This is a genomic window from Streptomyces sp. NBC_01635 (genome assembly GCF_045209715.1).
GTDB classification, from domain to species: Bacteria; Actinomycetota; Actinomycetes; order Streptomycetales; family Streptomycetaceae; genus Streptomyces; species Streptomyces hirsutus.
In genome coordinates this window covers 8,497,967-8,515,515 of record NZ_CP109277.1, presented here as the reverse complement: position 1 = coordinate 8,515,515, position 17,549 = coordinate 8,497,967, and the positions used below count along the sequence as shown (strand labels likewise).

Sequence of the window (17,549 nt, the reverse complement as noted above, 5' to 3'; positions counted from 1 at the left end):
GGTTCAGGCGGTGCCCTCCTCGGCCTGCTCCTGGAGGAACACGCCGATCTGATGCGCGAGGCCCTCCCGGACACCGCCCGACGGAGTCACGGCGGGCCCCTCGTGCACGTCGATGCCGCCCGACCACAGACGACGGCCGGTCCACTCCTCGTCGACCCGCAACTGCACCTGGACGTCGACATGGCTCAGGGACGCCTCGGGGCCGGCCGCGTAGAGCACGGCGGTGGCCCGGCGCAGCGGATAGACGTCGAATCCCTCGATGAACTGCGAGTTGCGCCAGTCCAGGAGCGCGCTCTCCCCGTCGGGGCCGATCCGTACGTCGACCTGACCGTCCTCGAGATGAATTCCGACGTTCCGCTCGCCGCGGTTCTCGACGGTCACGCGGACCCTGAAGTACGTCAGCCCTTGGGCGGCGTCGTCCCGTCCCCGGGGCGGCTCGCCCGATTCCAGACGGTGGACGCGGACCCGCAGACCGGCATGTTCGTCGTACTCCTGCCAGTCCCCGACCACGTTCGGCTCGTACACGGTGCACCTCTCGACTTCTGTCGCTGTTTCCTATCTGTGGGCTCGGGGCACTGTCAAATGAGCGGAATGCTCCGTGGTCGGGCGCTTCGTCCCCGACGACCACCGATCAAGCGCTGCGCTGGCACGATCCGCCGGACCCTCCGCCCGGCCCGCGCGACGGCGTGCCGTACATCACGTCGCCCCCGCCGCTCTCCTCACCCCGGCCGGACGATCACCGGGCCGGGGCGGGCGCGCTCCGCGCCGCCGGCCCTCGGAGCCTCATCACCGGCACCACCGGTACCACCGGCACCACCGGCCTCCGGAATTTCACGCACTGAATTCCCCCGATTTCAGAGCGTGCGACTCCCTCAATTCCCCGCGCATTCCCCGCCCCGAATTCGGAGAATCGTTTCACCACAGCAATACGGGGAATGAGTGGTTCAGTGCTTCGGACCGGAGGCACGACCGTGGGAACCGGCTCGCCGCCCCGGGTCTTCTCCGTGTGGTCCGAGTCCGCGCTCCCACGGTGCCCGTCCACCCGGTACCTGCTCAGGGAGGTGCGCGTCATGCGTATCGCCGGCAGCACCACGAAGCCGCATCCTCACCACGACGCCCCGGACACCGCCCAGGACTTCGTCCGCCTCGCCCGGCTGCCGGAAGGCCCCGAGCGCAAGGCGCTGCGGGACGGGCTCGTCCGTTCCTGGCTGCCCATGGCCGAGCGGATCGCCGTGCGCTTCCGCGGGCGCGGCGAGGCGCTGGAGGACCTGTACCAGGTGGCGGCCCTGGGCCTGGTCAAGGCCGTCGACCACTACGACCCGGCGCGCGGCACCGCCTTCGAGGCCTACGCCGTGCCGACCGTCACCGGGGAGATCAAACGCCACTTCCGTGACCACATGTGGACCCTGCACGTGCCCCGCCGGGTCCAGGACCTGCGCAACCGGGTGCGGCACGCCGCCAAGGAGCTGGCGCAGACCACTCCCGGCCGGGCTCCGACGACCGCCGAGATCGCCGCGTACGCGCAGCTGACCGAGGACGAGGTACGCACCGGCATGGAGGCCCTGGAGTGCTTCTCCGCGCTGTCGCTGGAGGCGGAGATGCCGGGCACGGACGGCTACGCGCTCGGGGACTCGCTCGGTGGCCCGGACCCCGCGTACGACACGGTCGTCGACCGGGTGGCGGTCCGGCCCTGCCTCGAGGCGCTTCCGGAGCGCGAGCGGCTCATCCTCTATCTGCGGTTCTTCCGGGGCATGACACAGAGCAGCATTGCCGAGCTGCTCGGCATCTCGCAGATGCATGTGTCCCGCCTGCTCAGCAATTGCTTCGCGCAGGTACGCGAGGAACTGCGGGCGGAGGCCGGCTGAACCGGTCCGGCCGAATCCGTCACGGTCCGGCCACCGCGTCCCGGGCGCAGGGTGGACCGGCGGGACGGACCGGGACGCCCGAGCCGGTGGCGTCCGGGCAGCCCGGGGCACCGACCCGGTCCAGGGCCTTCCTCAGCTCCGCACGGAGCCCCGGCGGCAGCACACCGGTGCGTCCCGAGGCCACGATCGTCGCGGCGATGTCGCGCAGCTTGACGTTGGTGTGCTGGGAGACCTCCTTCAGCACCGTCCACCCCTGATCGGGCGACACCCGCCCGAGGGCGACGACCACTCCGATCGCCTGGTCCACCACCGCGTGCGAGACGACCGCCTCCTTCAGCTGTTGCACCTCTTCCTCCAGCTGAAGGATCCGGTCCGCTTCCCCCTCCGTGGGCATGGTCACCTCCGGGTCCGGTGTGCCGCTTCCGTGCCGCACGCACCCGTGTTCGGGCGCCTTCAGCGAGTGTCCGGCTCCTCCATCGTCGTCACTCGTCCCGTCCTGTGCCACCGGACGTCTCCATGGCCCCTGCCGCACGGGACCGGGTACCGCCGTCGGGGTACTCGGCAGGCGCCCGGAGCCGTACAGGCCGGACACTGGAGTCGGCGGGTCACTGCCGGCCGACGAGATCAGCGATCAGGACGCGAGTGTGATGAACCACGACATGCCCTCCCCCTCCGGCACGACGGACGTCTTCTCGACGCACTCCGTGTACGGAACACCCTGCTGGGTGAGTCTGACCAGCCGCGATCTGGGGACGACCGAGGAGTTCTACGGGGCCGTGCTGGGCTGGCGATGGCGCCCCGTCAGGATGGACGAGCGGTTCCGGGTCGCCCTGGCGGACGGCGTCCCGGTGGCGGGCGTCGCCGCGGTCGCCGACATGTGGCGGATGGCCGTGGCCTGGACCCCGTACTTCGCGGCGCGCAGCGCGGACGAGGCGGTGGCGCGGGTGCAGGAACGCGGCGGCACTCTGGCGGTCGGCCCGATCTCACTGCCCCCGGGGCGCACGGCGCTGCTGGCCGACCGGGACGGCGCGACCTTCGGGGTGTGGGAGGGCGAGCTGTCCACCGACTGGCTCAGCTGGCAGCGGTCCCAGCCCTCCTTCATCAGGCTGCACACACGGGACGCCTTCGACGCCGCCATCTTCTACGGCGAGGTCTTCGACTGGGGTGTGACGGGGACGGGCCACACGGAGGTCGTCTACGAGGGCGACGAGGTGGTGCTGCGCGGGGACGGGCAGGTGCTCGCCTGCATCGAGTCGGGGGCACTGGGATCGGCGCCCGATCCGACGATCCGGCCCCACTGGCAGGTGCACTTCAGCGTGCCGGACGTGGACGCCTGCGTCCGCGCGGCCGAGCGGCACGGCGGCAGCGTGGTGACCCTGCGCGACGAGGAGGCCGTGCTGCGCGACAACGAGGGTGCCGTGTTCACGGTGACCGCGCGCCGGGGCGGCTGACTCCGGCCGGGCGCCCGCGGTCCTCCCGGACCCGTCTCCCGGGAGGACCGCGGTCCCGGTCCCTCACTCCGCGGTGTGCGAGGGCCGGGACAGCAGCACCAGGCTGCGCGAGCCCACGGTCAGCCCGGTGCCGGCCTTGCACTCCGACTCGTCGGGGACGCCGTCCGGGTCGGCGGTGTCGATCAGCGCCGTCCAGCGCTCACCGTAGGCGGCGGCCGGAAGACGGAAGTCCACCGGATCCCAGTGGCTGTTGAGCAGCAGCAGGAAGGAGTCGTCGACCAGGCGCCGGCCGCGCGGGTCCGGTTCGGCAATGGCGTCGCCGTTGAGGAAGACACCGACGCTGTGCGCGTCCGAGCGCCGCCAGTCGACGTCGGACATCTCCTCGGCGCTCGGCAGCAGCCACACCAGGTCGGGCAGGCCCCGGCCCGCGCGGGACGCCGGCCCGCCGTGGAAGAAGCGGCGGCGCCGCAGTACGGGGTGGGCGATCCGCAGCGAGATGACACGCTGGGTGAAGTCCAGCAGGGAACGCTGCTCCTCGGTCAGCTTCCAGTCTATCCAGGAGGTCTCGTTGTCCTGGCAGTAGGCGTTGTTGTTGCCGCGCTGGCTGCGGCCCACTTCGTCCCCGTGCGAGAGCATCGGAATTCCCTGCGAAAGAAGCAGCGTGGCAAGGAAGTTGCGCTGACGGCGAGCCCGTAGTTCGAGCACGGACGGGTCGTCGGTGTCGCCCTCCGCACCGCTGTTCCAGGACCGGTTGTGGCTCTCGCCGTCCCGGTTGCCCTCACCGTTGGCCGTGTTGTGCTTGTCGTTGTACGAGACGAGGTCGCGCAGGGTGAAGCCGTCGTGCGCGGTGACGAAGTTGACGCTGGCGCGGGGCCGTCGCCTGCTGTGCGCGTACAGGTCGGAGGAGCCGGTGAGGCGGGAGGCGAACTCGCCGAGCGTGTGCGGCTCGGTGCGCCAGAAGTCCCGTACGGCGTCCCGGTACTTGCCGTTCCACTCCGACCACAGCTGGGGGAAGTTGCCCACCTGGTAGCCGCCCTCGCCGACGTCCCACGGTTCGGCGATGAGCTTGACGCGGCTGATCACGGGATCCTGCTGGATGAGGTCGAAGAACGCGGAGAGCCGGTCCACCTCGTGGAACTGCCGGGCCAGGGTGGCCGCGAGGTCGAAGCGGAAGCCGTCGACATGCATCTCGGTGACCCAGTACCGCAGCGAGTCCATGATCAGCTGGAGTACGTAGGGGTGGCGCATCAGGAGACTGTTGCCGGTGCCGGTGGTGTCGTAGTAGTGCGACCAGTCGCCGTCCACCAGCCGGTAGTACGCGGAGTTGTCGATGCCGCGGAAGGAGAGGGTGGGGCCCTTCTCGTTGCCCTCGGCGGTGTGGTTGTAGACGACGTCCAGGATCACCTCGAGCCCCGCCGCGTGCAGGGTCCGGACCATCGTCTTGAACTCGGTGACCTGCTGTCCGCGGGTGCCGTGGGCGGAGTAGGCGTTGTGCGGGGCGAAGTAGCCGATGGTGTTGTAGCCCCAGTAGTTGGCCAGGCCGCGGCTCTGCAGCACACCGTCCTGGACGAACTGGTGCACCGGCATCAGCTCCACCGCGGTGACGCCCAGCGAGGTCAGGTGGTCGACCACCGCCGGGTGCGCCAGTCCGGCGTAGGTGCCGCGCAGTTCGGCGGGGACCTCGGGGTGGGTGCGGGTCATGCCCTTGACATGGGCCTCGTAGATCACCGTGTCGGCGTACGGCCGGCCGGGCCGGGTGTCGTCGCCCCAGTCGAACGCCGGGTCGGTCACCACGCCCAGCACGGTGTGTCCGGCGCTGTCCGCCGGGTCCGGGCCGTCGGGACGGCGTTCGTAGAGCGAGGGGTGGTTGTCGATCTGCCCGTCCACGGCCGTGGCGTACGGGTCGAGGAGCAGCTTCGCCGGGTTGCAGCGATGCCCGGCGGCCGGGGCCCACGGCCCGCGCACCCGGTAGCCGTAGCGCTGGCCGGGTCCGACGCCGGGCAGGTAGCCGTGCCACACGAAGCCGTCGGCCTCGGTCAGCGGGACGGTGGTGTGGCGGCCGGAGTCGTCCACCAGGACGAGTTCGACGCCGTCGGCGACCTCGCTGAACAGTGCGAAGTTGGTGCCCTCGCCGTCATGGACCGCGCCCAGCGGATAGGGGCGCCCGCTCCACGCGGGCGCCCCTCTGCCGGTTTTCCTCCGGGTCACCGGGCTGCCTCCAGAAGGCCGGCGGGAGTACGCACCAGGCCGGCCAGCTGGGCGACGGTGACCACGCGGGGCAGGCTCAGGCCCTCGCTCACCCTCGGATCCGGCCCGGTCGGCACCAGCGGGACACGCTCGTCGGCGCGGGCCCGCTGCGAGAACCAGATGACCTTGCTGCCGGTCGCGGTGGCGCAGCAGCCCCAGCCGTCGCTGCTGGCCGCGATGTGCTCCAGGCAGCCGCGCAGCTCCTGGTCGGGGCGCAGAGCGCGGTCGTGGCCCCCGATGGCGGTGATGAGGTGCTGGCCGTTCCACCACATCTCGATCGACGTGTTCTTGTCGGTGGCGTGCTCGTCGATGGCGCGCAGCAGCATCTCGGTGCCGCGGCAGACGGGCTCCACCAGGTTCTCCAGGTCCCAGTGCCGGAGGTGGGCGGCCAGAATGCGGCCGACCTGCTCCAGGCGCTCCGGGCTGACTTCCACGTCGAGGTGGTAGCAGCAGGGCACTGCGGTCTTCATCTTCGTTGGCTCCTCACCGCGAAGCTCCCATTTCCCCTCGCCCCTGCGGGACGAGCCCCGAACACGAAAAGTGAGCGGCTGGCGCTTCTGAGTCATCATCAGCGTGACCGGGTTGGTCCATTCGTGCAACACGAGCGCACGGCCGGGGTGACCGTTGCGCCGGATGGGCGCAGTTCGCGCCGACCCCGGACGGTCCTCGGCCCGCCGCACCGAACCAAGGCTCAACAGGACGCACAGTTACTGATCATGCACCATGTGTGAAGACCGTCGAACGCCGTCACGGGCCGTGTCCTTCGCGCGCACGGCCGCCGCCCGGCCGTCGGAAGAAACGTCCCCCCACGAGCCCCGGAAAGGTGAACGGCGCCATGCTGCTACCCGCCAGAGCCGAAGTCGCCCGGCAGTTGCGTCGCTACCGGGCCTGGGAACGTGTGATGCTCGCCGCCCCCACCGACCTCACGGTACGGACGACGTTCGAGGACTCGGGCTACACCCTCTCTGTGCTGATGGGCAAGCGCTGCGCGCGGGAGGCGGCCGACGCGGCCGAACGGTACCTGCGCACCGGTCTCGTCACCTACCTGCAGGAACAGAACGACCGGCCTCGTCCGGCCACCGCGGCCAGGCGGAGTCCGCCGGCGGTCGAGCGGCGGTCCCCGGCGGGAAGGTAAAGGACCTTCCCGCCTCAGTTTCGTCCCACGACCGGGCGCGGGCCCGGCGTCGAGCACGGCGGAGGTACAGACCCATGAAGGCGACCCGGGCCATCGGGCGCATCCCGGTACGGGATGTCCGGCCGACCGTCGAATGCGGCAGACGGCCGGTGAAGGCGGTCGTCGGGGAGACGTTCGAGGTGACGGCGACCGTGTTCCGTGAGGGGCACGACGCGGTGGCCGCCAATGTCGTCCTGAAGGATCCGGAGGGCCGGCCGGGGCCGTTCACGCCGATGCGGGAACTGGCGCCGGGCACCGACCGGTGGGGCGCGGAGATCACCCCGGATGCCGTGGGCCGGTGGACCTACCGCGTGGAGGCCTGGGGGGACCCGGTCGCCACGTGGCGGCGCCACGCACGGATCAAGGTGCCCGCGGGGATCGACACGGGTCTGGTGCTGGAGGAGGGCGGCGACCTGTTCGAGCGGGCCGCGGCCGGAGTACCGAAGGGCAACGGCCGCTCCCTCGTCCTCACCGCGGCGAAGACGCTCCGGGACGACTCACTGCCCCCCGCCACCCGGCTGGCGGGGGCGTTGACGCCGGAGGTGGACGCGGTACTGGCCCGATACCCCCTGCGGGACCCGGTCACCGCCGGTGACCCGATGCCCCTGCTCGTGGAACGCGAACGCGCCCTCTACGGCTCCTGGTACGAGTTCTTCCCCCGCTCCGAGGGCACCCCCACCGTGCCGCACGGCACCCTGCGCACCGCCGCCCGCCGGCTGCCCGCCATCGCCGCGATGGGCTTCGACGTCGTCTACCTGCCCCCCGTCCACCCCATCGGCACCACCCACCGCAAGGGACGCAACAACACCCTCACCCCCGCCCCCGACGACGTCGGCGTGCCCTGGGCCATCGGCTCCCCCGAGGGCGGCCACGACACCGTCCACCCCCAACTGGGCACCCCGGAGGACTTCACCTGGTTCGTCCGCCGGGCCGCCCGCCACGGACTCGAGATCGCCCTGGACTTCGCCCTGCAGTGCTCCCCCGACCACCCCTGGGTCCACAAACACCCCCAGTGGTTCCACCACCGCCCCGACAACACCATCGCCCACGCCGAGAACCCGCCCAAGAAGTACCAGGACATCTACCCGATCGCCTTCGACGCCGACCCCGAGGGCCTGCACACCGAGACCTGCCGCGTCCTGCGCCACTGGATGAACACCGGCGTGCGCATCTTCCGGGTCGACAACCCCCACACCAAACCCGTCGCGTTCTGGGAACGCGTCATCGCCGACATCAACCGCACCGACCCCGACGTCATCTTCCTGGCCGAGGCCTTCACCCGCCCCGCGATGATGCACACCCTGGCCCAGATCGGCTTCCAGCAGTCCTACACCTACTTCACCTGGCGCACCACCAAACAGGAACTGACCGACCACCTCACCGAACTGTCGGGGGACGCCGCCTGCTACATGCGGCCCAACCTGTTCACCAACACCCCCGACATCCTGCACGCCTACCTCCAGCACGGCGGACGTCCCGCCTTCGAGGTCCGCGCCGTCCTGGCCGCCACCCTCTCCCCCGCCTGGGGCGTCTACAGCGGCTACGAACTCTGCGAGAACACCCCCCTGCGGGAGGGCTCCGAGGAGTACCTGAACTCCGAGAAGTACCAGCTCACCCCCCGCGACTGGGACACCGCCGAGCGACACGGCCGCACCATCGCCCCCCTCATCACCCGCCTCAACACCATCCGCCGGGAGCACCCCGCGCTCCAGGCGCTCAGAAACCTCCGTTTCCACCACACCGACAACGACGCGGTCATCGCGTACAGCAAGCGCAGCGGAGCGGATGCCGTGCTGGTGGTCGCCAACCTCGATCCCCACCGCACCCAGGAGGCCACGGTCTCGTTGGACATGCCGCAACTCGGCCTGGACTGGCACGAGTCGGTGCCGGTACGCGACGAACTCACCGGCGAGACCTACCACTGGGGCAGGACCAACTACGTGCGTCTGGAGCCGGGGCGGACTCCTGCGCACGTCCTGCACGTCCAGCGACCGCCCGCCGCACAGCGAACCGGAGGGTCAGGAGCGTCATGACTGTCAACGAACCAGTGCTGGACACCTTCGAGGACACTCCGGTCAGGGACCGGGACCCCGATTGGTTCAAGCGTGCCGTCTTCTACGAGGTCCTCGTCCGCTCCTTCCAGGACAGCAACGGCGACGGCATCGGCGACCTGAAGGGACTGACCGCCAAACTCGACTATCTGCAGTGGCTCGGCGTCGACTGTCTCTGGCTGCCCCCGTTCTTCAAGTCACCGCTGCGCGACGGCGGTTACGACGTCGCCGACTACACCGCCGTGCTGCCCGAGTTCGGCGACCTCGCCGACTTCGTGGAGTTCGTGGACGCCGCCCACCAACGGGGCATGCGCGTGATCATCGACTTCGTCATGAACCACACCAGCGACCAGCACCCGTGGTTCCAGGAGTCCCGCTTGGACCCGGACGGCCCCTACGGCGACTTCTACATGTGGGCGGACGACGACAAGCAGTACCAGGACGCGCGGATCATCTTCGTCGACACCGAGGCCTCCAACTGGACGTACGACCCGGTCCGCGGGCAGTACTACTTCCATCGCTTCTTCTCGCACCAGCCGGACCTCAACTACGAGAACCCTCGGGTCCAGGAGGAGATCCTGGCGGCCCTGCGCTTCTGGCTGGACCTCGGCATCGACGGTTTCCGGCTGGACGCCGTGCCGTACCTCTACGCGGCCGAGGGCACCAACTGCGAGAACCTGCCCGCCTCGCACGCCTTCCTGAAGCGGGTGCGCAAGGAGATCGACGCGCAGTACCCGGACACCGTGGTCCTCGCCGAGGCGAACCAGTGGCCGGAGGACGTCGTCGACTACTTCGGCGACTACGCCGCCGGCGGCGACGAGTGCCACATGGCCTTCCACTTCCCGGTCATGCCCCGCATCTTCATGGCCGTGCGGCGCGAGTCGCGCTACCCCGTCTCCGAGATCCTCGCCAAGACCCCGGCCATCCCCTCGGGCTGCCAGTGGGGCATCTTCCTGCGCAACCACGACGAGCTGACCCTGGAGATGGTCACCGACGAGGAACGCGACTACATGTGGGCCGAGTACGCCAAGGACCCCCGCATGCGCGCCAACATCGGCATCCGCCGCCGCCTGGCCCCGCTGCTGGACAACGACCGCAACCAGATCGAGCTCTTCAACGCCCTGCTGCTGTCGCTGCCCGGCTCGCCGATCCTCTACTACGGCGACGAGATCGGCATGGGCGACAACATCTGGCTCGGCGACCGCGACGCGGTGCGCACCCCGATGCAGTGGACCCCCGACCGCAACGCCGGCTTCTCGTCGTCCGATCCCGGACAGCTCTATCTCCCGGTGATCATGGATCCGGTCCACGGCTACCAGGTCACCAACGTCGAGGCGTCCATGGCGTCGCCGTCGTCGCTGCTGCACTGGACCCGCCGGATGATCGAGATCCGCAAGCAGAACCACGCCTTCGGCCTGGGCACCTACACCGAACTGCCCTCCTCCAACCCCGCCGTCCTCGCCTTCCTGCGCGAGCACGAGGACGACCTGGTGCTCTGCGTCAACAACTTCTCCCGGTTCGCGCAGCCCACCGAGCTCGATCTGAGCGCCTTCGAGGGACGCCACCCGGTCGAGCTGTTCGGCGGGGTGCGCTTCCCGGCCGTCGGCGAACTGCCGTATCTGCTGACCCTGGGGGGCCACGGCTTCTACTGGTTCCGGCTCGCCCGAGCCGCGGCCCGCACCCGCATCGGCCGGCGACTGTGACCGTGCGCCGACGAGAGGAGGCGTCACCATGACGAGGACCGCATTCCTGCGTCCGCGAAGCGCGGCCGCCGAACCCATGGAGTCGTTCGCCGGGCTGCTGCGCGAGTGGCTGCCGGAGCAGCGCTGGTTCGCCGGCAAGGACCGGCCCGTCACCGACCTCCATGTGCTGTCGATGACGGAGCTGTTCCCCGGCTGTCTGCATCTGCTGGTCCACGCCGGCCACGGCGGCGTGCCCTCTCCCGGCAACACGCCCTGGGCCGGGGACTGCTACCAGCTCCTCCTCGGCGTACGGGAGCACCCGTCGCCGCGTCTGGGCCGGGCGGTCATCGGCAGGGTGCAGGACGGGCCACTGGCCGGGCGCACGGTCTACGACGCGCTCCACGACCCGCGGTCGGCGCAGCTGCTGCTGGAACGGCTGCGGCACCCCGGAGCGGTGGGCCCGCTGCGGTTCGAGGGCGACGCGGCCCGGCAGGTGCCCACCGGGCTGGTGCCGCGGCTGCTGGACGCCGAGCAGTCCAACTCCTCGCTGGTGTACGGCGACGAGTTCATCCTGAAGGTCTTCCGGCGGATCCAGCCCGGGGTCAACCCGGATCTGGAGGTGCCGGGCGCCCTGGCACGGCAGGGCTGCCACCGGGTACCCGCTCCGGTGGCCTGGCTGCGCACCACACATCCGTTCAAGGCGACGCTCGGCGTCCTCCAGCCGTTCCTGCGCGATGCCTCCGACGGCTGGACGCTGGCCCTGGCGGCGCTGGCCGCCGGTGACGACTTCACCGCGCAGTCGCACGCCCTCGGCCGGGTCACCGCGGACGTGCATCTGGCGCTCGGCGCGGCCTTCCCCGTCGGCGGCCCCGGGGGGAACGGGCTGACGGCGGAGGGGATGACCGAACATCTGACGGCCGCCGCGCACTCCGTGCCCGTGCTCCAGCCGTTCGTCCCCGGTCTGAAGGCGGCGTTCTCCGCGCTCGCCACCTGCGATCCCGGGCCGCCCGCCCAGCGCATCCACGGCGACCTGCACCTCGGGCAGGTACTGCGGGCCGGACGCGACTGGTTCGTCATCGACTTCGAGGGCGAGCCGTCCCGGCCGCTCTCCGAACGGCGCAGCGCCCACTCCCCCCTGCGGGACATCGCCGGGATGCTGCGCTCGTTCGACTACGCCGCCCGCCAGCGCCGCCCCTGGCGTCCGGAGTGGGCGCGCCGCTGTCGCGAGGCCTACTGCGCGGGCTACGCGGCCCGCGCCGGCTGGGACCCGCGCAAGAAGCACGGCCTGCTCCGCGCCTATGAGACGGACCGGGCCGTGTACGAGGTGCTGTACGAGGCCCGGCACCGACCCGACTGGCTGCCCGTACCCATGGCGGCGATCGAGCGCCTCGCCGTGAGAGGAGACTGAGCCGTGGCCCTGCACGACACACCGCTTCCCGAGTCGGCCGGGTCCGCCCCGTCCGCCCCGGAGACATACCGGACCGCACCTGCCCTCGATCCCGTCGACCGGGGGCGCCTGCTGGCGGGCGCCCACCACGATCCGCACGCGCTGCTCGGCGCCCACCCGGTGCCGGGCGGCATCGCCTTCCGGGCCCTGCGGCCGTTCGCGCGCACGGTGAGTGTGGTCACCGGCGGCGAGCGCGCCCCGCTCGCCTCGGAGGGCGACGGCCTCTTCTCCGGGGTGCTGCCGCTGGACGCGGTCCCCGCGTACACGCTGGCGGTGGCGTACGGCGACGAGGACGCCGCCGAGGTGCACGATCCGTACCGGATGCTGCCCTCGCTCGGTGAACTGGATCTGCATCTGATCGGCGAGGGGCGCCACGAGGAGCTGTGGACGGCGCTCGGCGCGCACCCCATGACCCACCAGGGGGTGACCGGCACCCGCTTCACCGTGTGGGCGCCCAACGCGCAGGGCGTCCGGGTCGCGGGCGATTTCACCTGCTGGGACGGCACGGCGTTCCCGATGCGCTCGCTCGGCTCGTCCGGCGTATGGGAGTTGTTCCTGCCGGGGATCGGCGAGGGCGCCCGCTACAAGTTCGAGGTGCACTCCCGGTACGGCGGTCGGGCCCTCAAGGCCGACCCGATGGCGCGCCTCGCGGAGGAACCGCCGAACACCGCGTCGATCGTGACGGCCTCGCACCACACGTGGGACGACGCCGCGTGGATGAAGCGCCGCGCCCGGGTGTCCGTGCACGAGGCGCCGTTCTCGGTGTACGAGGTCCATCTGCCTTCCTGGCGTCCGGGGCTGACGTATCGCGAGCTTGCCGAGGTGCTGCCGGCCTACGTCAAGGACCTCGGCTTCACCCATGTCGAGCTGATGCCGGTCGCCGAGCATCCCTACGGCCCGTCCTGGGGCTACCAGGTCACCGGTTTCTACGCGCCCACGGCCCGCCTCGGCACCCCGGACGACTTCAAGTACCTGGTCGACGCCCTGCACCGGGCCGGGATCGGGGTGATCATGGACTGGGTGCCGGCCCACTTCCCGAAGGACGACTGGGCGCTGGCCCGGTTCGACGGGGACCCGTTGTACGAACCGGGGGACGCCCGGCGGGCGGAGCACCCGGACTGGGGGACGTACACGTTCGACTTCGCCCGGACCGAGGTGCGCAACTTCCTGGTCGCCAACGCCGTGTACTGGTGCCAGGAGTTCCACATCGACGGGCTGCGCGTCGACGCCGTCGCCTCGATGCTCTACCTGGACTACTCGCGCGACTCCGGGCAGTGGGAGCCCAACGCGTACGGCGGCCGGGAGGACCTGGCGGCGATGGCGTTCCTCCAGGAGATGAACGCGACCGTGTACCGGCGGTGCCCGGGAGTGGTGACGATCGCGGAGGAGTCGACCGCGTGGGGCGGGGTGACCCGGCCCACCGACACCGGCGGCCTGGGGTTCGGGCTGAAGTGGAACATGGGCTGGATGCACGACTCGCTGCAGTACATGAGCCACGAGCCGGTCCACCGCAAGTACCACCACCACGAGATGACGTTCTCGATGGTGTACGCCTACAGCGAGAACTACGTCCTGCCGATCTCCCACGACGAGGTCGTGCACGGCAAGCAGGCCCTCGTGTCGAAGATGCCCGGCGACTGGTGGCAGCGGCGGGCGAACACACGGGCCTACCTCGGCTTCATGTGGGCCCACCCCGGCAAGCAACTGCTGTTCATGGGGCAGGAGTTCGCGCAGGGCGCCGAGTGGTCCGAGGAGCATGGACCGGAGTGGTGGCTGCTGGACGACGCGTACCACTCCGCGGGCGACCACCGCGGCGTACAGGACCTGGTGCGCGACCTCAACGCCCGCTACCGGGCGACGGACGCGCTGTGGCAGCGGGACACCGATCCGGCCGGGTTCCGCTGGGTTTCGGTGGACGCGGCCGAGGACAACGTGCTCGCGTTCCTGCGGTACGACGCCGGGGGCCGGCCGCTGCTCTCGGTGTCGAACTTCTCCCCCGTCGTCCGGCACGGCCACCGGCTCGTGGTGCCCGAGGACGTGGTCGCCTGGCGGGAGGTCCTCAACACGGACGCGGCCCGCTACGGCGGCGGTGACGTCACCAACCCGGATCCGGTCAAGCCCGAGGACGGCGGTCTCCGGATCACCCTCCCGCCCCTCGCGACGGTGTGGCTGGTGCCGCACGACCTGTGAGGCCCGGCGGCCTTCCCTCCCCCGCACCGTACCCGCGCCCGGACGGCGACCGGCGCGGGTGCGGTGCGCCCCGGCAGAACGCCGGGACGCAAGGCCTGGGAGGGAAAGCGGAAGAGGGATACGGGCGGAATGTACGGGCAGGCCCGGGCCGTCGGGGCGGCGTGATCATCAGTGTGGCCACAGTTCCGGCGATCCGGCCCCGGAACGCTCCGGCTCGGCTACATTCAGGCACCGCCGATGACTCCGCTCGTCGGCCGAGTCACAGCCCGTACATGTCAGGAGCAGTGCATGCGTGACCTCGCTCTCGCTCCCCAGGCCGCCTCACCCCTGACGGGCGGCCTCGCGGACAGCCTCTTCGAGACGGCGGCCGAGAGCCCGAATCTGCCGATGCTCGCCCGCCGCGCCGATCCGGCCTCCGCATCCTGGGAGGAGGTCACCGCGCTGGAGTTCCGCGACCAGGTCGTCGACCTGGCCAAGGGACTGGTCGCCTCCGGGCTGTCCCCGGGCAACCGTGTGGCGATCATGGCGCGGACCCGTTACGAGTGGACGGTCCTGTGCTACGCGCTGTGGACCGTGGGTGCCGAGGTCGTCCCCATCTATCCGACCTCGTCGCGGGAGCAGGTGGAGTGGATCCTCAGGGACTCCGGATGCGTCGCCGTGGTGGTCGAGGACGAGCAGGGCGTGATGACCGTCGGGTCCGTGTGCGCCGCGCTGCCGCGGCTGCGACACGTCTGGCAGCTGGACTCGGGTGCGCTGGACCAGCTGGTGGCGCGAGGCGAGTACATACCGCCGGCCACGGTCGACTCACTGCGCCGGATCGTGCTGCCGGACTCCACGGCCGTGATCGCCTACACGTCCGGCACCTCGGGGCAGGCGATGGGATGCGCGCTGAGCCACCGCAACCTGGCCGCCCCCTGCGACACCCTGCTGAAGGGCTGGGCCCACACGGCCGCGGAGCCGGGTGAGCAGGCGGTCGTCCTCGCCTTCCTCCCGTTCTCCCACGTGTACGGGCTGATGATCCAGGGTCTGTGCGTGCGGGGCGGCCTGCTGATGGGGCACGAGCCCGATCTCGGCGCGGAGGCCCTGTCCTCGGCCCTGCGGACCCTGAGGCCCACCTATCTGTACGCGGTCCCCTCACTGCTGGAGAAGATCTACAAGAACTTCCTGCGCGCCTCGCAGGAAGCGGGCCGCGGGGCCCTGTTCGAGCGGGCCGCCGACACGGCCCGTGACTTCGCCGCCGCCGTGGAGCGGCAGCGGCTGGGACGAGGGTCGGGGCCCGGCCTCGACCTGCGGCTGCAGCACGCCCTGTACGAGCGGACGGTGTACCGCAGGCTGCGGGCCGCGCTGGGCGGCCGGGTGCGCAGGGCCACCTCGGGCGGCTCGACGCTCAGCCGCGATCTGTCCCTCTTCTACGAGGGCATCGGCATCTACGTCCACGACGGCTACGGGCTCACCGAGACCGGCGGCGGGGTGACGATGCAGCCGCTCGGCCGGGAGAAGTCCGGCACCGTCGGGCAGGCGCTGCCGGGCAGCGAGATCCGGGTCGCCGAGGACGGGGAGATCCTGGTGCGCGGACCGTCGGTGTTCCAGGGCTACCCGGGCGACGAGGCCGCCACCCTGGCCTCACTGGCCGGTGGCTGGCTGGCCACGGGGGACATCGGCCGGCTGGACTCGGAGGGCTATCTGACGATCACCGGCCGCAAGAAGGACATCATCATCACCAGCAGCGGCAAAAGCGTCGCTCCTGCGGCCCTGGAGCAGCGGCTGCGGATGCACCCGCTCGTCCACCAGGCCGTCGTGGTGGGCGACGACCGGCCCTGTGTGGGGGCTCTGATCACGCTGGACCCGGATTTCCTCACGCACTGGCGCGGGGCTCTCTCACTGCCCGGCGACGCGCCCATGCGCGAGGCCCGGGAGGAGAACGCGTTGCGTGAGGAGATCGCGAGGGCGGTCACCGCGGCGAACAGCAGCGTGTCACGTCCGGAGTCGATCCGGGTGTTCCGGGTGCTGCCCGAGCCGTTCGACGTGACCAACGGGCTGCTGACGCCGTCGATGAAACTGCGCCGGGACGAGATCGTGCGGCACTACGCCCTGGAGATCGACGCGATGTACCACTCCCGTTCCCGTCCGGAGCGGGAGCCGTTGCCGGAGGAGCCGTCGGTCTGGGACGACTCGGACAACGTCTTCCGCTGACCGCCGGGGGTGACGTGCCCGTCACCCCCGGCTCCCATGGATACGGGCGCGTAGGGTCCGGCGGCCCGGGAACCCACAGACCAGGAGAACGAAGGAACACACACGGCACATGAATGACTGGCCCGTGGTAGCCGGGGCAGGGAAGGCGACATGGCATCCGAGCCGCACAGGGACAGGTCACTGGCCGCAGAGGAGATCACGGAACGCGTCGTCGGTTTCCCCGGGGAGCTGCACGACGTCACCGACGCACGCCTGGTGGCGGAGGAGTTCCTCCTCGACCTGGCCCGCGTCTCCCCTCCGACGGCCCCGGAACACTGGGACGACATCCTCCTGGTGGTCACGGAACTCGCCGCCAACGCGGTCCAGTACGCGCCGGGACCGTTCCGGCTGCGGCTGCGCAGGACGTTCGACGGAGTGCACGTGGTGATGCACGACACGAGCACCACCGAGCCCGCGCCCCGACCCTTCAGGCCGAGCCGCGGCGGGGGCGGGATCGGCTGGCATCTGATCCACACGCTCTGCGATCAGGTCAGCGTGGTCGTCACCGCCGACGGCAAGGACATCCATGTGTTCCTGCCCTGGTGACGGCCCCCTGTCCCGGTGACGCCCGCGCCGGGCTCCGTACGGACCCCGGCCGGCGTCCGGTGCGGGAATCACCGGGCGACGGTCATCCGGCCTGGGTGCCGGGAGCCTGCTCGGGCGGGGGCCCGGGCCGTGTCAGCGCCCAGTAGTAGTCGCCGACCGTCGTGAGGTAGCCCGGGTCCATCGTCTCGCTGTCGGTCCTGAACCGGGGCGCGGCCTTCACCTCGGACCTGGTGCAGGACACGGTGATCTTCCGGTCGCCGGCGGCGACGGCGGCGACGACGCCGACCGGTACGAGGAGACTCCGGCCGAACACCCAGACGCCCGTGTCGACGACCAGGTGCCGCATGGCGTGATGGTCGGCCTGCCGGTCCACATGGCCGATGGTGCTGCCGTCGCTCGCGACGACGGTGTATCCCGTGAGGTCCGGATCCTGCCCCTGGGCGGGACCCAGCTCCGGCGCGTACGACCAGATACTGTCCGTGGGCACGCTGCTCCTTTCCTCCCCTGTGATGACGATCCCGGAGCGGGCGGGACCCGCTCTCCGGCTCCGTCCGTCTCCACAGCAGCCAACTACCCGCCTGGAGCGGGCGCATTCGGCCTGCGAAGACACAAAACCCGCACAGGTCCAGTCCTGTTCCGAAGATCCCACCTACCGGACCTGCAC

General features: G+C 70.9%; 14 protein-coding genes. 9 read left to right on the top strand and 5 right to left on the bottom strand.

Going from position 1 to position 17,549, the window contains the following annotated elements; translation table 11 throughout:
* Positions 1-3: 3 nt before the first annotated feature.
* Complete coding sequence (locus OHB56_RS38855) at positions 4-525, bottom strand: hypothetical protein (RefSeq protein WP_326751063.1); 522 nt, start codon at positions 523-525, stop codon at positions 4-6.
* A 545-nt stretch (positions 526-1,070) separates the two neighbouring features.
* Here OHB56_RS38855 and OHB56_RS38850 point away from each other — a divergent pair.
* On the top strand, positions 1,071-1,865 hold the full coding sequence (locus tag OHB56_RS38850; protein WP_326751064.1) for an RNA polymerase sigma factor SigF: 795 nt from the start codon (positions 1,071-1,073) through the stop codon (positions 1,863-1,865).
* 19 nt (positions 1,866-1,884) lie between these two features.
* On the opposite strand, the gene OHB56_RS38845 is transcribed toward OHB56_RS38850, so the two are convergent.
* The gene (locus OHB56_RS38845; RefSeq protein ID WP_406358589.1) at positions 1,885-2,259 is read right to left on the bottom strand and encodes an ANTAR domain-containing protein; all 375 of its coding nucleotides are present in this window, start codon (positions 2,257-2,259) and stop codon (positions 1,885-1,887) included.
* 253 nt (positions 2,260-2,512) lie between these two features.
* Between OHB56_RS38845 and OHB56_RS38840 the strand changes: the two genes are divergently transcribed.
* Positions 2,513-3,316 carry a VOC family protein gene (locus OHB56_RS38840; RefSeq protein ID WP_326751066.1) on the top strand — a complete coding sequence of 268 codons (804 nt, stop codon included), beginning with the start codon at positions 2,513-2,515 and terminating at the stop codon, positions 3,314-3,316.
* 63 nt (positions 3,317-3,379) lie between these two features.
* Here the strand turns inward: OHB56_RS38840 and glgX are convergent, their stop codons facing one another.
* Together glgX and OHB56_RS38830 are read right to left on the bottom strand one after the other, a co-directional pair.
* Positions 3,380-5,524 carry a glycogen debranching protein GlgX gene (gene glgX, locus OHB56_RS38835; RefSeq protein ID WP_406358587.1) on the bottom strand — a complete coding sequence of 715 codons (2,145 nt, stop codon included), beginning with the start codon at positions 5,522-5,524 and terminating at the stop codon, positions 3,380-3,382.
* Positions 5,521-6,033 (bottom strand): pep a2, encoded by a 513-nt coding sequence (locus tag OHB56_RS38830; RefSeq protein WP_326751068.1) that lies wholly within the window; start codon positions 6,031-6,033, stop codon positions 5,521-5,523. Before OHB56_RS38830 ends, glgX begins: the two co-directional genes overlap by 4 nt.
* Before the next feature lie 365 nt (positions 6,034-6,398).
* Here OHB56_RS38830 and OHB56_RS38825 point away from each other — a divergent pair, with 365 nt between their 5' ends.
* From OHB56_RS38825 to OHB56_RS38795, 7 genes are all read left to right on the top strand, one after another.
* Complete coding sequence (locus OHB56_RS38825) at positions 6,399-6,698, top strand: DUF5133 domain-containing protein (RefSeq protein ID WP_406358584.1); 300 nt, start codon at positions 6,399-6,401, stop codon at positions 6,696-6,698.
* A 74-nt stretch (positions 6,699-6,772) separates the two neighbouring features.
* Positions 6,773-8,770, top strand: a complete 1,998-nt coding sequence (locus tag OHB56_RS38820; RefSeq protein WP_406358582.1) for an alpha-1,4-glucan--maltose-1-phosphate maltosyltransferase — start codon at positions 6,773-6,775, stop codon at positions 8,768-8,770.
* Positions 8,767-10,491 (top strand): maltose alpha-D-glucosyltransferase, encoded by a 1,725-nt coding sequence (gene treS / locus OHB56_RS38815; RefSeq protein WP_406358580.1) that lies wholly within the window; start codon positions 8,767-8,769, stop codon positions 10,489-10,491. The genes OHB56_RS38820 and treS overlap by 4 nt, the downstream gene beginning before the upstream one ends.
* A 28-nt stretch (positions 10,492-10,519) precedes the next feature.
* Entirely contained in the window at positions 10,520-11,878 is a 1,359-nt protein-coding gene (locus tag OHB56_RS38810) for a maltokinase N-terminal cap-like domain-containing protein (RefSeq protein WP_406358578.1), read from the top strand.
* A gap of 3 nt (positions 11,879-11,881) precedes the next feature.
* Complete coding sequence (glgB, locus tag OHB56_RS38805; RefSeq protein ID WP_406358576.1) at positions 11,882-14,107, top strand: 1,4-alpha-glucan branching enzyme; 2,226 nt, start codon at positions 11,882-11,884, stop codon at positions 14,105-14,107.
* Between the two features lie 288 nt (positions 14,108-14,395).
* Complete coding sequence (locus tag OHB56_RS38800) at positions 14,396-16,300, top strand: AMP-dependent synthetase/ligase (RefSeq protein ID WP_326751074.1); 1,905 nt, start codon at positions 14,396-14,398, stop codon at positions 16,298-16,300.
* 150 nt (positions 16,301-16,450) lie between these two features.
* Entirely contained in the window at positions 16,451-16,885 is a 435-nt protein-coding gene (locus OHB56_RS38795) for an ATP-binding protein (protein ID WP_055592845.1), read from the top strand.
* A gap of 82 nt (positions 16,886-16,967) precedes the next feature.
* On the opposite strand, the gene OHB56_RS38790 is transcribed toward OHB56_RS38795, so the two are convergent.
* The gene (locus OHB56_RS38790) at positions 16,968-17,372 is read right to left on the bottom strand and encodes a PRC-barrel domain-containing protein (protein ID WP_326751075.1); all 405 of its coding nucleotides are present in this window, start codon (positions 17,370-17,372) and stop codon (positions 16,968-16,970) included.
* Positions 17,373-17,549 lie beyond the last annotated feature (177 nt).

Coding starts and splice junctions, on each gene's coding strand:
- OHB56_RS38850 (WP_326751064.1), top strand. CDS start 1,071: ATGCGTATCGCCGGCAGCACCACGAAGCCGCATCCTCACCACGACGCC.
- OHB56_RS38845 (WP_406358589.1), bottom strand. CDS start 2,259: ATGCCCACGGAGGGGGAAGCGGACCGGATCCTTCAGCTGGAGGAAGAG.
- OHB56_RS38840 (WP_326751066.1), top strand. CDS start 2,513: ATGAACCACGACATGCCCTCCCCCTCCGGCACGACGGACGTCTTCTCG.
- OHB56_RS38830 (WP_326751068.1), bottom strand. CDS start 6,033: ATGAAGACCGCAGTGCCCTGCTGCTACCACCTCGACGTGGAAGTCAGC.
- OHB56_RS38825 (WP_406358584.1), top strand. CDS start 6,399: ATGCTGCTACCCGCCAGAGCCGAAGTCGCCCGGCAGTTGCGTCGCTAC.
- OHB56_RS38820 (WP_406358582.1), top strand. CDS start 6,773: ATGAAGGCGACCCGGGCCATCGGGCGCATCCCGGTACGGGATGTCCGG.
- treS (WP_406358580.1), top strand. CDS start 8,767: ATGACTGTCAACGAACCAGTGCTGGACACCTTCGAGGACACTCCGGTC.
- OHB56_RS38810 (WP_406358578.1), top strand. CDS start 10,520: ATGACGAGGACCGCATTCCTGCGTCCGCGAAGCGCGGCCGCCGAACCC.
- OHB56_RS38800 (WP_326751074.1), top strand. CDS start 14,396: ATGCGTGACCTCGCTCTCGCTCCCCAGGCCGCCTCACCCCTGACGGGC.
- OHB56_RS38795 (WP_055592845.1), top strand. CDS start 16,451: ATGGCATCCGAGCCGCACAGGGACAGGTCACTGGCCGCAGAGGAGATC.